Below are 17,240 nucleotides of genomic sequence, written 5' to 3'. Positions count from 1 at the left end.
TCAGGCCTCTTGTTTGTTGCCGAGCTTGCGGATGCCGATGATCACGAGCACCGCGGCCAGCACTTCGATGACGGCCACGAGATAGAGACCGGTCGTCAACTTGCCCGTCGCGTTCTTGACGAGTCCCATCACATAGGGCGCGCCGAAACCCGCGAGATTGGAGACGGAGTTGATGAGCGCCACGCCGATAGCAGCCGCGCTGCCGGCCAGATAGCGGTTGGGCAATTGCCAGAACACGGGGATCGCGCTCATCGTGCCGATCAGCGATGCCGTCATGGCCAGCAACGCGATAACCGGCGAAATCTTGTCGAAGCCCATCAGCACGGCGAGCAAGGCCATCGATACGCCGCCGACGATCGCCGCGCCGCTGAAGTGCCAGCGCACTTCATTGCTGCGGTCCGAGTGCGCACCGTTGATGATCATGCCTGCCGCGCCGCACAGATAGGCAAGCGCCGCGATCCAGCCGACGGCCATCGGCGTGCCCACGCCTACATCCTTGATGACGGTCGGAATCCAGAAGGTGAGCGTCGAATTCGCGCACAGCAGGCAGAAGAAGATCGCGATCATCAGCCATACCTTGCGATTCGTGAAGAGCGAGCGCCAGTCGTGGCCACGCTCGCCCATCGCGGCGTTGTCGCGTTGCAGGGCGTCGAGCACGACACGCTTTTCATCGGCGTTGAGCCAGCCTGCTTCCTCGGGCTTGTCGGTCATGTAGAAGTACGCGAACACACCGGCGAGCACCGACGGAATGCCTTCGATGATAAAGAGCCATTGCCAGCCGTGCATGCCGTGCACGCCGCCCATCGACGTCATGATCCAGCCGGCGAGCGGACCGCCGAGCACGCCCGCGATCGCCGATGCCGACATGAACGTGCCGAAGGCCCGCGCCCGCCGCTGCGACGGATACCAGTACGTGAGGTAAAGAATGACGCCTGGATAGAAGCCCGCTTCGAAAGCGCCGAGCAGGAAGCGCAGGATATAGAACTGCGTGGGCGTGTTGACCTGCGTCTGCAACATGCAGATGATGCCCCAGCAGATCGTGATGCGCATGATCGTCTTTTTCGCGCCGATCTTCTGCAAGAGCATGTTCGACGGCACTTCGAACAGAAAGTAGCCGATAAAGAATATGCCCGCGCCGAGGCCATATACCGCTTCGCTGAAATGCAGCGAGTCCAGCATCTGCAGCTTGGCGAAGCCGATGTTCACGCGATCCAGCCACGCCAGCACCCACAGTACGCCGAGAAACGGCAAGAGCCGCCATGAGACCTTGCGATAGACGCTCGCTTCGGCGCTTTCAGCCTCGCTCGCGAAAACCGGCATCTCCTGTTTGATGAGCGACATGGTTTCTCCTTTCCAGTCGGTTTGCGGCGCACGGACAAGGTCGTGCGTTCGGTTGGAAGCAAGTATAGAAACGGCCAAAAAATCGGTAACGGGGGACGGGCCAATAAGCCCCATAGCAACGCGTATATGGGCTGAAAAGCCTTGTGTGGTGCGGCTCCGCGCCGTTTTTCGCAGCGCTTTTTCGTACCTATGGATTACCCTAGCGAGGCTTGCATGAAGCGGTTCCTGCGATGCCGGCTGGCAGAATAGCGGCGCGGCGACGCGAACCATCGAGACACGGAACTCACCATGAATCGCACCGACGATCCATTCGATACCTATCTGCTGCGCGTGCTGTGCACGCTGATCGGCGAGCGCAGTGTGTCGCGCACGGCCATTCGTATGAACCAGTCGCAGCCTGCTATCAGCTCTGCGCTCAAGCGGCTGCGCGCGATCTTCAACGACCCGTTGCTCACGCGCGAAAAGAACGTGATGGTGCCGACCGAGCGCGCCATTCAACTCGCGCAGAGCGCGCAGGCCGCATTGAGCGCGCTCGATAACCTGCTCGTATCGGACGATCATTTCGATCCGGCGACCACCGAGCAAAGCTTTACCGTGGGCATGCCCGACTATCTGGCGCCGCCCTTTTTCGCGCATGTCGTGCGCGAATTCAGGCGCGCTGCACCACATGCGCGCCTCGTCGCAGTGCCGCTCTCGGCCGCATTCAATTATGAACAGGGGCTATCGGAAGGCTCGCCGGATATCGTCATCGGCAACTGGCCCAATCCTCCCGAGCATCTGCATTTGTCGGTGCTGCTCGAAGACGAGGTCGTATGTGTCGTCGCCCGCGACAGCGTCCACGCGCAGTCAGGCAAGTTCGATGCCCAGGACTACCTGAGCGCGTCGCATATCGTGCCCACGCCGTATTCGCGCGATCAGCGCGGCGTCGTCGATACCGGGCTCAGCACCATGCGCGTGCATCGCGACAACCGCGTGAGTTGCCCGTACTTCAATCTCGCGCCGAGCCTGATTCCGGGCACCGATCTGATTCTCACGACAGGCCGGCACTTCGCCAACTATCATGCGCAGCATCTGCCGCTCGCCGTGCTCGACGCGCCGATCGAATTTCCATTCATGCGGTTTTATCAGCTGTGGCATCCATCGCGACATCGTTCGGCGTCGCACGTGTGGTTGCGCGGCATGCTGACCGCGGCCGCGCAGGAGTTGCGCGCGCTGCGCGACATGAATCGCGCTTAGCGCTATCGAGTTTTGTTATGCGGTCAATAGGATCGGGTGTCTCGCCGCCCGATCGCGCGCTTCCTATACTCGGCACGAATCGCCATCGACGCCCTATAGGAGAGCCGTTCATGTCACAGTCGATCAATCTCGAACCGGTCAATGCGTTCGATCACGCGACCTTCGTCGGCGCCTTCGCGAGCGTGTTCGAACATTTCCCGCAGGCAGCGGAAGGCGCGTGGAGCGCGCGTCCATTCGCCTCGGCCACGGCATTGCACGACGCGATGATGAATGTTATCCGCAGGATGGACGACAAGAGCCAGCGCGCATTTCTGAACCTGCACCCGTTGTTGTCCGGCGCGAACATTCGTGCGGGAACCATGACGGCGGATTCCGATGCCGAGCAAAAGAGCGCCGGGCTCGATGCGATGTCGGCGGAGCAGGAAGCATCCCTCGATCGTCTCAATGCCGCCTATCTGGAGCGGCACGGGTTTCCGTTCATCATCTGCGTGCGGCATTACACGCGCGAAGGCATCTTCAGCGCGCTGGAGCGGCGTATCGGGCGCAGCACGCAGCAGGAGCTGGATGAGGCTCTGGCGCAGATCGCGTCGATCACGCGTGCGCGCCTGAACGCGCGTCTCTGCGCACTGCCTGCAACTATCTGACGCGGCAACGGCGATAACTTTTCATTGCGTCGCGCACACGCGCGGCACGCGATGAAAGTTGCGATCGAAATAAATCAGGCTGTCGCCATCGTCGCGCACGCGGATCGCGGTCGCTTCGACGAACATCACCGAGTGCGATCCCACTTCCTTCGCCTCGACGATGGTGCCCTGCAGGCTCGCCAGCGCATCGCGCAACACCGGCACGCCGTTCACGCCTTCGTCCCATACCGGCAACGAGAAGCGTTCTTCCATCGAGAGTTGCGTGAGGCCGGCGAAGTGTCGCGCGATCTGTTCGAGATGACCCGGCAACACATTCACGCACACATTGCGATTGTTCACGAACGCGGCATGCATCGCGCTCGACCGGTTGATGCAGACGAGCAGCGTCGGCGGCGCATCCGTGACCGAGCACACGGCGCTTGCCGTGATGCCGCAGCGGCCATGCGTGCCCGTGGTGGTGATGACATTCACGGCAGCGCCGAGATGGGCCATGGCCTGGCGAAACTGCTTGCGCACCTGATCGATATCGGTGAAGTCGGGGCGGGGCAGCGCGGACATAGGAGCGTCTCCAGTTCGTTTCATGTTTAACGTTGTGTATAGCAAACCGTGAATCAAGCGTACGCGCTGAACCGCACAAAGAACATCGGCACGAGCCGCCGACATGCCCGGCGTGGTTACCGAACGCACTAAAGCTTTTACCTACCGCGCGTCATCGAAGTAAAGAATGGACTTTCGCGGCGCATTTCGGCTGGTTATCATGGCTGTTCCAATAGAACGAGACCTTGCGACGAGACAGCCGAATCCCCCGGCGCGCACGGTCCCTGAAGCCCGCATCGAAAGAGCCATCGCAATGAATTCTCCCGCTCCCGTGGTGTATATCGTCGACGACGACAACGGCATGCGCACCTCGCTTGCGTGGCTGCTCGAATCGGTCGGCGTGAAGTCGGAAGGATTCGCGAATGCCGCGGAATTTCTGCGTGCCTTCGACGTGAGCCGCCCCGCGTGCCTTGTGCTCGATGTGCGCATGCCCGAGACGAGTGGCTTCGATGTGCAGGCCGAGCTCAACCGTCGCGGCGCGACCTTGCCGATCATCTTCGTGAGTGGTCACGGCGACATCCCGATGTCGGTGCGCGCGCTTCAGCATGGCGCGATCGATTTCGTCGAGAAGCCTTATAACTCGCAGCAAATGCTCGATCGCGTGCAGCGCGCCATGAAGCTCGCGACGCAGCGCCATGCGAAAGATCAGCGTCAGCGCGAACTGCGCGAGCGCGTCGAATCGCTGACCGCGCGCGAGAAAGAGGTGTTGCGCGGCGTGATCGAAGGCAAGGCGAGCAAGCGCATCGCCGCCGATCTGTCGATCAGCGTCAAGACCGTCGACGTGCATCGCGCGAGCATCAAGGACAAGCTGGGCGCGGCATCCATCGCCGCGCTCGTGCGTGACGTGCTCGAAGTATGGAGCCCGTCCGGCGACGAACCCGCCTGATACGCGCGCTAACGCATGTACAGGCCGCCGTTCACGTCCCAGCATGCGCCGTTGGCGAAATACGCGTCGGGTGATGCAAGCAGCACGGCAACATCGGCAATGTAATCCGCCGAGCCCAGACGTCCCACCGGAATGCCCGCGATAACCTTGTCGAGCTTGTCGGCGGGCACGCTCTCATGGACGATAGCCAGATCGAGCGGGCCGGGCGAGATCGCATTCACGGTCACACCATGTGCTGCGAGGTCGCGTGCGAATACCTTGGTCAGCGTGATCGCGCCGCCTTTTGCGGCCGCGTAGTGCGCGCCGGTCGCCGAGCCGCCGTTCTGTCCCGCAAGCGACGCGATATTGACGATGCGTCCCGCGCCACGATCCGCGAAATAGCGGCCCAATACCTGACAGCCGAAGAGAACGCTGCGCAGATTCACGTCGATGACCTGATCGAACTGCTCGGCGGTGATCTCCATGACCGGCACGACCTTCGAAGCGCCCGCATTGTTGACGAGCACATCGATACGTCCCCAGCGTTCGTGCACGGCGTCACGCGCGCGTTCGAAGTCCGCTTTCGATGTGACGTCGAGTTCGAGTGCGAATGCGCTGCTTTGATCGGCGCTCAACTCCAGTGCGAGAGACCGGGTTGCTTCGATGGCGATATCGGCCAGCGCGACCTTGTAGCCCGCGGCATGAAAGCGGCGCGCGACCGCGGCGCCGAGGCCACGCGCGGCGCCCGTGATGAGCGCGATTCTGTTCGACATGTTTGAGTTCCTTTATTGAGCGAGCGCGGCTTCGACATGCGCGGCGACGGCGCATACCTTTTCGTCCGCGCCCTTGCGCCCGACGATCTGCAAGCCGGCCTTGAGCGATGAACCTTCGACCGGAAGCGGAAGGCTCAACGCAGGATGCCCGCTCAGATTGAACGGCCTGATCAACGACGACATTGCGATCACCGGCGTTCCCGCGCGCGCGGCTTCGAGCGTGATCGGAAACGCGGGCAGCGTGGGGAGCACGAGCACATCGACATTTTCGAGCGCGCGATCCACGGCCGCCGTGAAGACGCGCCTGACGTTCTCCGCCGCTTCGAGATCGGTAGGCGTGGTTTTCGATGCAAGACGCAAACGGGCGTCGAGATCCGCGCCGAGCTTGCCCGTCTCGACGAGGTGACCGAATGCGTGCCACGTTTCCGCGTTGATGACCGCGAGACCGGCGGAAAAGGCATCGGCCATCGACGCCAGTTCGATGCCGCGTGATGCGAATCCCGCTCGACGCACGGCGTGCTCGACGGCTTTGCGGATACTCGTATCCGCATCGACGGCGACGATGCCGACACGCGTCTTCGCCGCATCCCTTCGCGCGATGCCCGCATCGAACGAAGGATCGATCGCGGTCATTGCATCGATCAGCACGCGCATGTCGCGCGCGAAGGGGCCTACGCAATCGAGTGTGGTTTCGACTGGCGCCACGCCGCGACGCGACACGCGACCGAAGGTTGGCTTCAATCCGGTCACGCCGCAGCATGCCGCGGGGCCGCGCACCGAACCGCCCGTATCGGTGCCCAGTGCGGCATCGACGAGCCCGAGTCCGACAGCCGAAGCCGAACCGCTCGACGATCCGCCGGGAATCCGCGTTGCGTCCTGGGGATTCTGCGGCGTGCCCGTGAAGTCGTTGATACCGGTCATGCCGAACGCAAGCTCGTGCATGTTGGCCTTGCCCTTGATGCGCCAGCCCGCATCGAGCAGACGCTGCACGACTTCGGCATGTTGGGTAGCGGCGGGTGCATCGGCGAGCGCGCGGCTTGCAGCCGTGGTCGGATATCCCGCTATGTCGATGCTGTCCTTGATCGCGATGGTCGGTGCATCGGCATCGTCGTGGAAGCACAGATCGAATTCGCTGATGAATGCGCTCATGCGTGCGTCTCCTTGCGTGGATTCACTTGCCAGGGCGCGTCGAAGAGACGCTCCGTGCGGAAATGGCGAATCAGCCACGCGTTGTTTTCATCGCGTGAAGATGGCGCGAAATCGATTTCCAGCCGCGCGGAAATAAGCTCGGCCTTGGCATCGACATAAGCGGATGCCTGCAACATGATCCATCGTCCCTTGACGATATCGCCCATAACCTCGATATGCTCGGACGTCAGAAAGTGCACATTGCTGGCGAAATGCGGCGTCGGCGGCAGATAACGTTGCAGCATTTCGACGATCGCAGTTCGTCCTTGCAGACGCCCGAACTTCTTCGCATACTGCGGTCCGATGCCTTCCCACACGGCGTCATCGGTGAAGAGCGCGGCGAGCGCTTCGCCTTCGAGCGGTGCGCAAGGCAGATCGCATAGCGCCATATAGCGCGCGATGGTCTTGCGCACCGCGTTCTGCGCCTCCAGCGCGGCGAGGCGCGTGAGCAATGCGTCGATGTTGGCTTGCGTCATGGCTTCACGCGTTATTGGCTGTGGCCGGCGGCACCGTCAATGCACGTCCCACGCGCGCCTCGATCTTTCCATAGCGCCACAGGTTGTAATCGCCGACGGGCGTCGTGCGATAGAGATTGCACACGGCGACAGCCGTATCGAAGTCGGCGACATCGGCCATGATGTAAAACGTCCACGGCGCGCCATCGGACTGTCCGACGACCAGGCGGTCGTCATCCATCACGCCCAGCACACGCACGTTCTCCATAGCCTCGATGGCGGATAACATCTTGCCGTAGGCTTGCCATACTTCTCCAATCTGTTCGCGCGGCAAGTCGAAGAAGTTCTGGGTTACGCCGCAGCAGAACAGCACGCGCAAAGGAAGATTTCGGTTATCGGTCATGAAGCGTTGCTCCTCTTGTTATGCGATGAAAATCGATCAAAGATAGCCGGGAATCGGCGGCACGCCGACGAACACGGCGCCCGCGCCGTCGTAGTTGCCTTCGCCGAGAAATGCGTGCTGCGTGACGACCATCGCGTCGCGCATCAGGCGTTGCAATGGATGCGTGCGATAAATCGCCATCGTGCCGCCCAGGCGATACGCACGACTCACTACGTCCGCGCCTTCACGCGCGATCTGCGTTGCGGCCAGGCGCAACAGGCTGACCTGTTCCGGAGAGACTTCATTGCCCGCGAGAATCGACTGCCATACGCTGTCGGTCGATTCGTAGAAGAACGCGCGCGCTGAGCGCAATTGCGCTTCCGCTTTTGCAAGTTCGATACGGTAGTAGGCGCGATCGGCGAGTTGCGGCGCGCCCGTCGTCGTCTTGCGGCCGCCCGCCATATGATTCGCGACGTCGAGAGCGGCGCGCGCGAGACCCAGATTCACGACGGCGAGCACTTGCGCCGCATACGCGATGGTCGGATATCGATAGAGCGGTTCATCGATCGTCGATACGCCGCCGCGCACGAAGGTCCAGTCTTCGGCGACGAACTGATCCGTCACGCGCAAGTCGTGACTGCCGGTGCCCTGCATGCCGACGACGTTCCAGTTCTCGACGATCTCCACCTGCTCGGGGCGAAACACGGCGGTGCGCGGCTTGCCCGGCGCTTCGCCCGGTTTGCCGGTGCCGATGCCGACACCGAGCCAGTCCGCGCCCTTGCAGCCGCTCGCGAACTTCCACGTACCATTCACGCGATAGCCGCCCGATGCGGGTTGTGCGTTCTGCACCGGAAAAAGCCCACCCGCAAAGACCTGATCGGGTCCATCCGCATAGATCGCGGCCTGGGTCGCGACCGGCAATGCGGCGAGATAGAGATTCGCTGAACCGAAGCTCGCGACCCACGCGGCCGAGCCGTCGGCGACGGCGATGCGCTCGATCATCTCGAGAAATTCGCCGGGGGCGCGTGCATCGCCGCCGAAGCGTTTCGGCGTGGCGGCACGATAGATGCCCACGCGCTTGAGCTTTTCGATGACATCGCGCGGCACGTGCGACAGCCGGTCGAATTCGTCGCGGCGCTGGGCGATTTCGGCTATCACATCGTCGAGCGTGATGGCATCGGTTTGATTCGACAGATCGTCGCGGATAGCGAAGGCAGTCGCGGAAGCTGACATGGGTAAGTCTCCTTTTCGTTCGTTTTGCATTGATGTCAGTCTAGAAACGCAAAAAGACCGAAGCAATTGGGAAGGCGAGCTTGCGATTCAGTGATGCCTCCCGGTCTTCTAAAGAAATCTTTAGGGACGCGCGGGACGCGCCGATGCTATGGTTTGTGCTGGTACTGTCTTTTCCTCGCACCTCGATATGAACTTTCCCGCCGAAGACGATTTCCGCCGGCTGCTCGACGCCTTGACGCAATGCGTGCTTCTTCACGATGCGAAGACGAAGGCCATCGTCTGGGCGAATCGCGCGGCGTGTGTCGCGCTCGGCTTTTCGGTCGAGGAACTGCTGCCGCTCAAGGCGCACGACATGACTCGCGACGACATCAGATATCGTCGTGAAATCGCAGTGAATGCGATGGACCGCTCGATCACCGAAGGCCCGCAAAGTTATGAATGGTGTTATCGCTCGCGCGCGGGCGTGGATATGCTGTCCGAGGCGATCGCGACTTATGTGCCGCTTGCCGGGCGCGCGGTGGTGATGGTGCAGTTTCGCGATATCAGCGCGGAAGAAGCAATGCGTCAGAAGCTGCGCCGCTATGAAACGCGGCTGCGCGAGTACATGCAGGATCTGGGCGAGGGCGTCGCGGTGCTCACGCCGCGCGGCAAGGTGAGCTTCATCAGTGAATCGGGGCGGCGCGTGCTGGGTGTCGCGAGCGATGCACCGCTGGGCGTCGCGCTCGACTACTGCACGAGAGAAGATCGCGACCGGCTGATCGCGCAGTTGCGCAGCGCGACGCGGCAACAATCGACGCCCGCGCAACGCTATGCGATCACGCGTCGCGACGGCGCGAAACGATGGCTGCGCATTACGTGCAGGCGAATCGACATCGAGGACGGCACGCTGGTGCATTTCCGCGATATCACCGATGAAGTCGCAATCGAGGACGCGCGCCGCAACGAAGCGCGCATGCTCGAATACGCGGGGCGAAATAATGCAATGGGCGAGATGGCGACGGCGATCGCGCATGAATTGAGCCAGCCGCTCGCCGCCGTGCGCAATTTCATCGAAGGTGCGATTCAGCGGCTCGCTCAGCCCGATTCCATCGATAGCGCGATCTGGGGCTTGCGTGCAGCGGATCGTCAGGCCGAGCACGCGGCGCATATCATCAAGAGCGTGCGTGAGTTCATCGTGAAGCGAGAGCCCGTCGAAGCACAGGCGGATCTTCGCGACGTGCTCGCGGATGTCGCGTACTTCATTCAATTGCGCGCGCGAGACGAGGGCGTGACGCTCAGGATCGAGCAATGGAGCGAGCCGTTGCCGGTACGTTGCGAACGCGTGCTCATCGGTCAGGTGATCCTCAATCTCGCGTTCAACGCCATCGAAGCATTGAGCGCCGCGAAATCGTCGACGGATATCGTCACGCTCGCCACATCGATGAACGCGGACGCGGCCGAACTTCATGTGATCGACAACGGACCGGGCGTGCCCGACGATGCACTCGAACGCCTGTTCGACGGCTTCTCTTCGTCGAAGGCGGGCGGCAATGGCATTGGCTTGTCGTTGTGCAAGAGCATCGTGTCGCGGCACGATGGCCGTATCTGGGCGCAACGCGCAGCAGGCGGCGGCCTCGAATGCCGCTTCGCGCTGCCCCTGTCTCATCGCGCATGATCGACGGCCAGGCACGCATCGGCGCGTATGCATCGATGCGTGCGCCGCGCTCAAAGCAGGAAGCCGATCGCGCTCAGCGCTTCGGTCGAATCGATCAGGCGGATCACCTTTTCGAGGAGCTTCGGCTCGCCGCTCGCCATGCTGATCTTGTGCGTGAGATCGGCGGCGAAGATCGTCGACACGCCGCGCTTGTACGCGACGATGACTTGCGACGACTTCACTTCCACGACATCGGCGCTATCGCTCGACAACGTGAAGCGCGATACGGTACGCACCGTTCGAGCCGCATCCGATGCCGATGCCGAATAGCCCGACGTCATGCGCTGCACGCGCAGTTCGCGCATGTGCTGGTCGTCGTATGCGTAGTTCAGGGTGGCGGCGAAGTCGGTCGCGTTCGGATCGATCGGCACCACATAGAAGCCTTTCTCGTCCCACAGATCGAGCCACGCGTGATAGTCGCGCCGATCCAGCAGTTCGGCTTCACGCCAGATGAATTCGATCGCGCGCGCGAACGTCCGTTGAGAGAAGAGTGCGTTGCGATCGTCCATCATGCCTGCTCCATCATTGCGCGCCATTGTTTGTAGGCTTCACGCATGCCCGTTTCATCGGTGGCATGCGCGGTCTTTTCTCCGTTCGGTGCGGTCGTTTCGCGGTTGAGGCCGCGATTGACGAGGATCGGCACATCGGGCCCCGCGTGCGAGCCGCGCTGCACGCGTTCCCATGCTTCGGCGTCGTCGGGGCTGCCGAAACCGAACGGACCCTGGAAGTGTTCGTGAATGCGCAGGCGCACGCGATTCGCTTCTTCCGGTCCGCCGTCCATCGCGAGTGCGACGTGGCGAATTTCCGTTTCGTCGGCGGAAATGGGCCGCAGCACGCGGAAGAACGCCATCGAGAGCGCGAGGTTCGGAAACAGATTCAGATTGAAGCCGACGCCCATCAGCGAGCGCACGATACGGCGCACTTCATCGGGCGTATGTTTCTCCGCGAGGGTCGCGGCCAGATCGTTGAAGCGTTCCGGCAAGGGTGCGCCGTCATCCTTGTCGAGATCGACGATCTCGGGCACCAGCACGGCGAGGCTATGGCCGTTGCCGAGCGAGCGGCAGAACGCGTCTTCGCTCGTCATGAAACTCGTAATGGCCGCGGCGGTTTCGTCGTCGATGGACTTCATCCACGATTTATGCACGACGGGAAAGTGATAGAGATCGGTCGTGTTTTCGAGCTGGATTTTCCAGTTACCCTTGAACTTGAACTTATGCTCGCCGTTGGCCTTGATCGGATAACCCGCGCCTTGCTTCATGAAAAGGTCGATCCAGGGCTTTGCGCCGCCCAGAAAGTCTTCGAGCGGTTCGATAGCTTCGTTGAAGCTCGCGAAGATCAAGCCCTGATAAATCCCGACGCGCAATTTCTTGAGCGGCAGATCGCCTTTCTCGCAGACGCCTTCATAGCCGTCGCCGTAGGGCAGGGCACGCAGCGTGCCGTCGAGCGCATAAGACCAGCTGTGATACGGACACGTGAAGCCCTTCGCGTTGCCCTTGTGCTCTTCACAGACAGTTGCGCCGCGATGACGGCAGCGGTTTTGCAGCACATGGACCGCGCCTGTCTTGTCGCGCACGACGATCACGGGCTGGCGACCGATGGTCGTCGTGACGAAATCGCCGGGTTTCGGCAACTCGCTTTCATGCGCGACCCAGATCCACGTCTTATAGAAAATGCGCTCGAGTTCAGCTTCGAAAAGATCAGGATCGTAGTAGAGCGAAGGCGCGATGCGGTCGGCTTGCGCACGGCGGCCGAGCGCGCTCGTGTCGATGATTTGGGTTGTCGGCGTACTCATCGGTTCGATGTGGGGTGAGGTTGATCGGCTAACGAGGATGGCGATGAAGATCGGCACATCCTCTCGTTGACATCAGTCTCGCTTTGCGAAGATCATGCGTCAAATCGATTAAAAAACGGGTGCTGGATAAATCCGGCCGATATCTTGAGAGTTGCCGATGAATTCCCTCGACCATGTCGATCTCAATCTGCTGCGCGTCTTTCAGGCGATCGTGGAAGAGCGCAGCCTCACCAAAGCCGGCGAACGGCTCGCGCTCTCGCAGCCAGCCGTGAGCTATTCGCTTGGCCGTCTACGCACGCTTTTCGATGACACGCTCTTCATCCGCACGCGCGCCGGCATGCAGCCGACGCCCGTCGCGCTGGAACTCGCGGAGATCGTCGGACGTGCGCTCGATACCGTGCGCGAAGCCTTGCGCTTCGCCGAGCGTTTCGATGCGTCCACGAGCAGTCGCACGTTTCGCCTGTCCCTTTCGGACGCGGGAGAAATGGCGTACTTGCCCGCGATCTGCCAGGCGCTGCACGAAGCCGCGCCGCGCGTGAAGCTGCTGGTCGAGCCTTTGCCTGTGGAAGATATCGAGGAAGCATTGCGTTCGAGCCGGCTCGACTTCGCAATCGGCAATCTGCCATCGCTCTTGCCGCGCACGCGTCACGCGCTGCTTTTCGAGGAAGCTTATGTGTGCATGACGAGGAAGCGCGAAGGCCTGCCCGCAGGAGAGACGTTGAATCTCGATCAGTTTCTCGCGGCGTCGCATGTGCAGGTGCGATCGCTCGAACATAGTCACCATGCGCTCGACGACGCATTGCGAGCGCAAGGTGTCGGGCGCAATATCGCGCTGGCGCTGCCGCATTTCGTGGCCGTTCCCGGCGTGCTCGCGGTGACCGATCTGTTCGCGACATTGCCCGAGCGGCTCGCGCATATCCTCAATCGCAACGAGGCGTTCAGGATCTATGCGTTGCCGGTTCAATTGCCGAAGGCGGCCGTGACCATGCACTGGCACGAGCACTTTCACGAGGACGAAGGCATCGCGTGGATGCGCGGCCTGATGACCGACATCCTCGCGGGCTTCGAGAAGCTATGAGTTCAGAGGTCGAGCACGAGAACCGGCGAGCGTGAACGCGACACGCAGCAGCAGATCACGCTGTTGCTCGCGCGCTCCGCCTTGCTCAGACAATGATCGCGATGCTCGGGCTCGCCGCTCACGACATCGACCATGCAGGTTCCGCAGACGCCTTCGCCGCATGACGTATCGACTTCGATGCCGATCGACGCAAGCGCATCGACGATGGACGTGGCCGCATCGACACGCACGGTTTGCCCGGTGCTCGCGAGCCGCAAATCGAAGGTATCGAGCGATTCATCCGTCGGGGCTTGCGGCTCGGCCTTGAAGCGTTCGAGATGAATGGCCTCGGCGGGCAAGCGCTTTTGCGCAGTATCGACCACGACATCCATGAACGGAGCGGGGCCGCAGGTATAGACGTGCGCATCCTTGTCTGCGTCGCCGATACAGGCATCGAGTTCATCGGCGAGTACTTCGCGTTCGACACCGAAATGCAGCCTGACATGTCCGTCGAACGGCGCGCGTGCGAGGAGCGGCAAGAACGCCGCATGCGTATCGCTGCGCGCGAAGTAGTGCAGCGTGAAGGGCGCACCGATCGCGACGAGACGATACGCCATCGAAAGCAAAGGCGTAATGCCGATGCCCGCGCCGATCAGGATATGCTCGCTCGCGCTTTCTTCAAGACGGAACAGATTGCGCGGCGCGCCGATCGACAACTCGCTGCCGATGCTGACTTCGTCATGCAACGAACGCGAGCCGCCGCGCGATTGCTCCTCCTTCTTTACCGCGAAGACATGCGAATCGCGGCAAGCCGGATCGCCGCACAGCGAGTACTGGCGCGTGATGCCGGATGGACTCGTGACATCGATATGCGCGCCGGGCTCGTAGGCATCGAAGGGCATGCCGTCGAGGCGCGAGATGCTGAACGAACGCACGCCGTGAGCCTCTTCGCGCAACGCGTCGACGCGAACTTTGAAGGTTTGAGCTTGCATGATGCTGCCTTTCCAGTGTGTCGAGGGACGATGCGTCGAGCGTAACGTCCCTCGTCGGATAAGCAAAATAGATTAAAAAACGCAGGTCACATCAAATCGGCGGATATCTTCAGGCCGTCGTCGCCGCGCCCGCCGGCAACTTCTCTGGCGCTTGTCCTTCGGCGATCGTGACGCGGGCTTCGCGCGCTTCATGATCGAGACTCGCGCGATACTGCCTGCATCCGGCATAGAGCAACACGACGGCCAGCACGATCGCCACGGCGTTGATGATGGCCATCGAATCGCCGACCGCCAGTGGCGAGCCGAGCACCTTGTCGGTGATGAGCGCGACGAGCGTGGTCCCGAGACCCAGTCCGATCAGATTCGACACGAGCAGGAACATCGCTGAAATCTGCGCGCGCATCTGATTGGGCGCGAGCGCCTGCATGGCGGCGGCGGAGGTCGGTAGCGGGAACGACGCGAAGAACATGGCCACGACGAGCCATGCGAGCGACGCGTTGAGACTCGTCGTCTGCGTGAATGCGATAGCCGGAACCAGCATGCAGGCCGCGCCGATCCATGCCGCGCGCATCGGCGCATCGCTGCGGCCGCGACGCAACAGCCAGTCGTTGAGCCAGCCGCCGCAGAACACGCCCGTCGTGTTGGCAACCAGCATCACGATGCCGAGCATATAACCCGTTTCTACAGGCGTGAGACCGAAACGGCGCATATAGAAAGCGGGCGTCCAGCCCATCAGGCAATAGAGGCCCATCGCATAGAACGAAAAGCCGATGTAATGACAGAAGAACGTCTTGCGATGGCTCGCGATGAAACGCAGCGCATCGCCCATTGCGACGCGTTTGACCTTGCCCGCGCCGTCTTGCGCGAGCCCCTTGCGCGCGGGATCACGCACCGTGAGCATGAAAACGAACGCGACGAAGAGACCCGGCAAGCCGACGATAAAGAACGTCAACTGCCACGCACGCAATTCGCCGATAAGCGGCAACGTGAACACGCTCGCGTGCTTGAGCAGTGCAATCACATATCCGCCGACAAGAAACGCGATGCCGCCGCCAATGAACGAGCCGAGCGAATAAATGCCGATAGCGCGGCCGATCTTCTCCTTCGGAAAGTAATCCGCGATCATCGAATAAGTGCCGGGCGAGAGCGCGGCCTCGCCCACGCCTACGCTCATGCGCGAAGCGAACATATGCACGAAGCTTTGACTGAGCCCGCACGTCGCCGTTGCGACGCTCCACAGCGCGATGCCCGCCGCGATGATGCGCGGACGCGCGAAACGATCGGCGAGATAGGCAATCGGCATGCCCATCACCGCGTAGAAGAGCGAGAACGCGAATCCATGCAGGAGGCTGAATTGCGTGTCGGTGAGATGCAGGTCGCGCTTGATCGGCTCGATCATGAGCGCGAGCACCTGGCGGTCGATGAACGAGAAAACATACGCCAGCATGCAGATCACGACGACATACCATTCGTATGTATGGCGCTTGCCTTTTGGCTTCATGGTGTTTGGGGAATGCATCGTGTGTCTCCGATGAATGCGGTTCTCAGGGCGTGCGCAGGCATTCGCGCGGGCAAGCGCCGCGCGAATGGCAAACGAATGAAACGGAAGGAAAAGCGCGGGTTATCTGGCGCGCGTCTCGTGCGTGTACTTCAACGTGATGACAGTGACGAGTGCGAGCGCGATGAGGAAAACGGAAACCGGCCAATACGCGTGATAACGCGCGAGCAGCGCCGTGGCGATGAGCGGAGAAAGCCCGCCCGCGAAAATCGACGCGACCTCATGGCCGAGCGCGACGCCCGAGTAGCGCACTTCGGTACTGAAAAGCTCGCCGACGAGCGAAGGCAGCGTGCCGATCATCGCGCCATGACATACCGCCGTGCCGAGCACGAGCGCGAGCCAGATCAGCGGCGTCGAATGCGTGTTGAGCAGCCAGAAGAAGGGGAAGGCCATGAATGCGAGCGACACCGCGCCGATCATGTACACCGGTTTGCGGCCGATGCGATCGGAGAGCTTGCCCCATAAAAGCATCGCCGCCATTTCGACGATCATCGCGATCATCACGCCGGTAAGCATCGTCCAATTGTCGATGCCCGCATATTTGCCGTAGACGAGCGAGAAGGCGAGAAAGATATAGGCGCCGCCGTTCTCGGCCACACGCAATCCCATCGCCATCAGGATTTCCTTCGGATGGCGTTTGATGACTTCGATAACCGGCATGTGAGAAGTCTTGCCCGCACGATCCGCGTTTTCGAAGTCACGGCTCTCGGGCAGGTTATGCCGGATATATACGCCGAGCGCGAAGATCAGAATGCTCGCGAGAAACGGCAGACGCCAGCCCCATGAGATGAACTGATCATGCGGCAATGCCTGCACGGCGAGAAATGCGCCCGATGAAAGCACGAAGCCGCCGCCCACGCCGAGCTGGCTCCACGCCGCGTAATAGCCGCGCTTTTCGGGCGGTGCGCTCTCGCTGATCATCAATACGCCGCCGCCCCATTCGCCGCCTGAAGCAACCCCTTGCAGCAGCCGCAGCGCGACGAGCGCGGCAGGGGCCCATAGCCCCACACGATCATAAGTGGGCAACAAGCCGATGCCGAAGGTCGCGAAGCCCATGATGAGCAGCGTCCATACGAGCGACGCGCGCCGTCCATACCGATCGCCGATATGCCCGAACACGATGCCGCCGAGCGGTCGTGCGACGAAGCCCATCGCGAACGCGGCGAATGCGCCGAGCGTTCCGACGAGCGGGTCCGCATTTGCGGGAAAGAACAACTGCCCGAACACGAGCGCGGCAGCCGTGCCGTAGACGAAGAAGTCGTACCACTCCATCGCATTGCCCGCGACGGAAGCGACGACGATCCGGCTGAGCGCACGGTCCTGCGTCGCGGCTGGGTGGTCCGCTGAAGCCTGGGAGTGAACGGAAGACATAGGGGCTCGCTTGGGGAATGAGGAGGCGTCGATGCTTTCGAAAGGCTTCGTTTCGCAGGCAGT

Annotated in this window: 17 protein-coding genes; 5 read left to right on the top strand and 12 right to left on the bottom strand. The window is 61.7% G+C overall.

Annotated features, from left to right (window positions below; all coding sequences use genetic code 11):
* Positions 1 to 1,341, bottom strand: coding sequence for an MFS transporter (locus PQR08_RS22575; RefSeq protein ID WP_250484667.1), 1,341 nt, complete (start codon positions 1,339 to 1,341; stop codon positions 1 to 3).
* A gap of 288 nt (positions 1,342 to 1,629) precedes the next feature.
* Between PQR08_RS22575 and PQR08_RS22570 the strand changes: the two genes are divergently transcribed.
* The gene (locus PQR08_RS22570; protein ID WP_187606285.1) at positions 1,630 to 2,577 is read left to right on the top strand and encodes a LysR family transcriptional regulator; all 948 of its coding nucleotides are present in this window, start codon (positions 1,630 to 1,632) and stop codon (positions 2,575 to 2,577) included.
* A gap of 110 nt (positions 2,578 to 2,687) precedes the next feature.
* A complete protein-coding gene (uraD, locus tag PQR08_RS22565) occupies positions 2,688 to 3,221 on the top strand; it encodes a 2-oxo-4-hydroxy-4-carboxy-5-ureidoimidazoline decarboxylase (RefSeq protein WP_250484666.1) in 534 nt (177 codons plus the stop codon).
* A gap of 21 nt (positions 3,222 to 3,242) precedes the next feature.
* On the opposite strand, the gene hpaC is transcribed toward uraD, so the two are convergent.
* The gene (gene hpaC / locus PQR08_RS22560; RefSeq protein ID WP_035501867.1) at positions 3,243 to 3,779 is read right to left on the bottom strand and encodes a 4-hydroxyphenylacetate 3-monooxygenase, reductase component; all 537 of its coding nucleotides are present in this window, start codon (positions 3,777 to 3,779) and stop codon (positions 3,243 to 3,245) included.
* A gap of 292 nt (positions 3,780 to 4,071) precedes the next feature.
* Here hpaC and PQR08_RS22555 point away from each other — a divergent pair, with 292 nt between their 5' ends.
* Positions 4,072 to 4,704, top strand: a complete 633-nt coding sequence (locus PQR08_RS22555) for a response regulator transcription factor (RefSeq protein WP_250484665.1) — start codon at positions 4,072 to 4,074, stop codon at positions 4,702 to 4,704.
* A gap of 8 nt (positions 4,705 to 4,712) precedes the next feature.
* On the opposite strand, the gene PQR08_RS22550 is transcribed toward PQR08_RS22555, so the two are convergent.
* Genes PQR08_RS22550 through PQR08_RS22530 form a run of 5 tightly spaced genes read right to left on the bottom strand, consistent with a single transcriptional unit; the run spans position 4,713 to position 8,714 of the window.
* Positions 4,713 to 5,456 carry an SDR family NAD(P)-dependent oxidoreductase gene (locus tag PQR08_RS22550; protein ID WP_250484664.1) on the bottom strand — a complete coding sequence of 248 codons (744 nt, stop codon included), beginning with the start codon at positions 5,454 to 5,456 and terminating at the stop codon, positions 4,713 to 4,715.
* 12 nt (positions 5,457 to 5,468) lie between these two features.
* Positions 5,469 to 6,605 (bottom strand): amidase, encoded by a 1,137-nt coding sequence (locus PQR08_RS22545; RefSeq protein WP_250484663.1) that lies wholly within the window; start codon positions 6,603 to 6,605, stop codon positions 5,469 to 5,471.
* On the bottom strand, positions 6,602 to 7,120 hold the full coding sequence (locus tag PQR08_RS22540; protein ID WP_250484662.1) for a nuclear transport factor 2 family protein: 519 nt from the start codon (positions 7,118 to 7,120) through the stop codon (positions 6,602 to 6,604). The genes PQR08_RS22545 and PQR08_RS22540 overlap by 4 nt, the downstream gene beginning before the upstream one ends.
* Positions 7,121 to 7,124: 4 nt before the next feature.
* Positions 7,125 to 7,502, bottom strand: coding sequence for a hypothetical protein (locus PQR08_RS22535; protein ID WP_238213915.1), 378 nt, complete (start codon positions 7,500 to 7,502; stop codon positions 7,125 to 7,127).
* Positions 7,503 to 7,538: 36 nt separating this feature from the next.
* Complete coding sequence (locus PQR08_RS22530) at positions 7,539 to 8,714, bottom strand: acyl-CoA dehydrogenase family protein (protein WP_250484661.1); 1,176 nt, start codon at positions 8,712 to 8,714, stop codon at positions 7,539 to 7,541.
* Positions 8,715 to 8,901: 187 nt separating this feature from the next.
* Between PQR08_RS22530 and PQR08_RS22525 the strand changes: the two genes are divergently transcribed.
* Positions 8,902 to 10,368, top strand: coding sequence for a sensor histidine kinase (locus tag PQR08_RS22525; RefSeq protein ID WP_250484660.1), 1,467 nt, complete (start codon positions 8,902 to 8,904; stop codon positions 10,366 to 10,368).
* Between the two features lie 50 nt (positions 10,369 to 10,418).
* Here PQR08_RS22525 and PQR08_RS22520 read toward each other — a convergent pair whose 3' ends face one another.
* Together PQR08_RS22520 and PQR08_RS22515 are read right to left on the bottom strand one after the other, a co-directional pair.
* The gene (locus PQR08_RS22520; protein WP_187606294.1) at positions 10,419 to 10,919 is read right to left on the bottom strand and encodes an aromatic-ring-hydroxylating dioxygenase subunit beta; all 501 of its coding nucleotides are present in this window, start codon (positions 10,917 to 10,919) and stop codon (positions 10,419 to 10,421) included.
* The gene (locus PQR08_RS22515) at positions 10,916 to 12,199 is read right to left on the bottom strand and encodes an aromatic ring-hydroxylating oxygenase subunit alpha (protein ID WP_035501880.1); all 1,284 of its coding nucleotides are present in this window, start codon (positions 12,197 to 12,199) and stop codon (positions 10,916 to 10,918) included. Before PQR08_RS22515 ends, PQR08_RS22520 begins: the two co-directional genes overlap by 4 nt.
* Before the next feature lie 157 nt (positions 12,200 to 12,356).
* Here PQR08_RS22515 and PQR08_RS22510 point away from each other — a divergent pair, with 157 nt between their 5' ends.
* A complete protein-coding gene (locus PQR08_RS22510; RefSeq protein ID WP_187606295.1) occupies positions 12,357 to 13,277 on the top strand; it encodes a LysR family transcriptional regulator in 921 nt (306 codons plus the stop codon).
* Positions 13,278 to 13,279: 2 nt separating this feature from the next.
* Here the strand turns inward: PQR08_RS22510 and PQR08_RS22505 are convergent, their stop codons facing one another.
* The 3 genes from PQR08_RS22505 to PQR08_RS22495 form a co-directional block, all read right to left on the bottom strand.
* Positions 13,280 to 14,248 carry a PDR/VanB family oxidoreductase gene (locus PQR08_RS22505; protein ID WP_250484659.1) on the bottom strand — a complete coding sequence of 323 codons (969 nt, stop codon included), beginning with the start codon at positions 14,246 to 14,248 and terminating at the stop codon, positions 13,280 to 13,282.
* A gap of 109 nt (positions 14,249 to 14,357) precedes the next feature.
* A complete protein-coding gene (locus PQR08_RS22500; RefSeq protein WP_250484658.1) occupies positions 14,358 to 15,767 on the bottom strand; it encodes a spinster family MFS transporter in 1,410 nt (469 codons plus the stop codon).
* 102 nt (positions 15,768 to 15,869) lie between these two features.
* Positions 15,870 to 17,177: an MFS transporter gene (locus PQR08_RS22495; protein WP_250484657.1), complete on the bottom strand. Its 1,308-nt coding sequence runs from the start codon at positions 17,175 to 17,177 to the stop codon at positions 15,870 to 15,872.
* Positions 17,178 to 17,240 lie beyond the last annotated feature (63 nt).

Origin of the sequence: Caballeronia jiangsuensis (assembly GCF_046030135.1) — a bacterium.
GTDB lineage: Bacteria > Pseudomonadota > Gammaproteobacteria > Burkholderiales > Burkholderiaceae > Caballeronia > Caballeronia jiangsuensis.
This window is presented reverse-complemented; position numbering and strand designations above follow the sequence as displayed.

What these genes read in the sequence shown, in the direction of transcription:
- PQR08_RS22575 (WP_250484667.1), bottom strand. Translation starts at nt 1,341, where the DNA reads ATGTCGCTCATCAAACAGGAGATGCCGGTTTTCGCGAGCGAGGCTGAA.
- PQR08_RS22570 (WP_187606285.1), top strand. Translation starts at nt 1,630, where the DNA reads ATGAATCGCACCGACGATCCATTCGATACCTATCTGCTGCGCGTGCTG.
- uraD (WP_250484666.1), top strand. Translation starts at nt 2,688, where the DNA reads ATGTCACAGTCGATCAATCTCGAACCGGTCAATGCGTTCGATCACGCG.
- hpaC (WP_035501867.1), bottom strand. Translation starts at nt 3,779, where the DNA reads ATGTCCGCGCTGCCCCGCCCCGACTTCACCGATATCGATCAGGTGCGC.
- PQR08_RS22555 (WP_250484665.1), top strand. Translation starts at nt 4,072, where the DNA reads ATGAATTCTCCCGCTCCCGTGGTGTATATCGTCGACGACGACAACGGC.
- PQR08_RS22550 (WP_250484664.1), bottom strand. Translation starts at nt 5,456, where the DNA reads ATGTCGAACAGAATCGCGCTCATCACGGGCGCCGCGCGTGGCCTCGGC.
- PQR08_RS22545 (WP_250484663.1), bottom strand. Translation starts at nt 6,605, where the DNA reads ATGAGCGCATTCATCAGCGAATTCGATCTGTGCTTCCACGACGATGCC.
- PQR08_RS22540 (WP_250484662.1), bottom strand. Translation starts at nt 7,120, where the DNA reads ATGACGCAAGCCAACATCGACGCATTGCTCACGCGCCTCGCCGCGCTG.
- PQR08_RS22535 (WP_238213915.1), bottom strand. Translation starts at nt 7,502, where the DNA reads ATGACCGATAACCGAAATCTTCCTTTGCGCGTGCTGTTCTGCTGCGGC.
- PQR08_RS22530 (WP_250484661.1), bottom strand. Translation starts at nt 8,714, where the DNA reads ATGTCAGCTTCCGCGACTGCCTTCGCTATCCGCGACGATCTGTCGAAT.
- PQR08_RS22525 (WP_250484660.1), top strand. Translation starts at nt 8,902, where the DNA reads ATGAACTTTCCCGCCGAAGACGATTTCCGCCGGCTGCTCGACGCCTTG.
- PQR08_RS22520 (WP_187606294.1), bottom strand. Translation starts at nt 10,919, where the DNA reads ATGATGGACGATCGCAACGCACTCTTCTCTCAACGGACGTTCGCGCGC.
- PQR08_RS22515 (WP_035501880.1), bottom strand. Translation starts at nt 12,199, where the DNA reads ATGAGTACGCCGACAACCCAAATCATCGACACGAGCGCGCTCGGCCGC.
- PQR08_RS22510 (WP_187606295.1), top strand. Translation starts at nt 12,357, where the DNA reads ATGAATTCCCTCGACCATGTCGATCTCAATCTGCTGCGCGTCTTTCAG.
- PQR08_RS22505 (WP_250484659.1), bottom strand. Translation starts at nt 14,248, where the DNA reads ATGCAAGCTCAAACCTTCAAAGTTCGCGTCGACGCGTTGCGCGAAGAG.
- PQR08_RS22500 (WP_250484658.1), bottom strand. Translation starts at nt 15,767, where the DNA reads ATGCATTCCCCAAACACCATGAAGCCAAAAGGCAAGCGCCATACATAC.
- PQR08_RS22495 (WP_250484657.1), bottom strand. Translation starts at nt 17,177, where the DNA reads ATGTCTTCCGTTCACTCCCAGGCTTCAGCGGACCACCCAGCCGCGACG.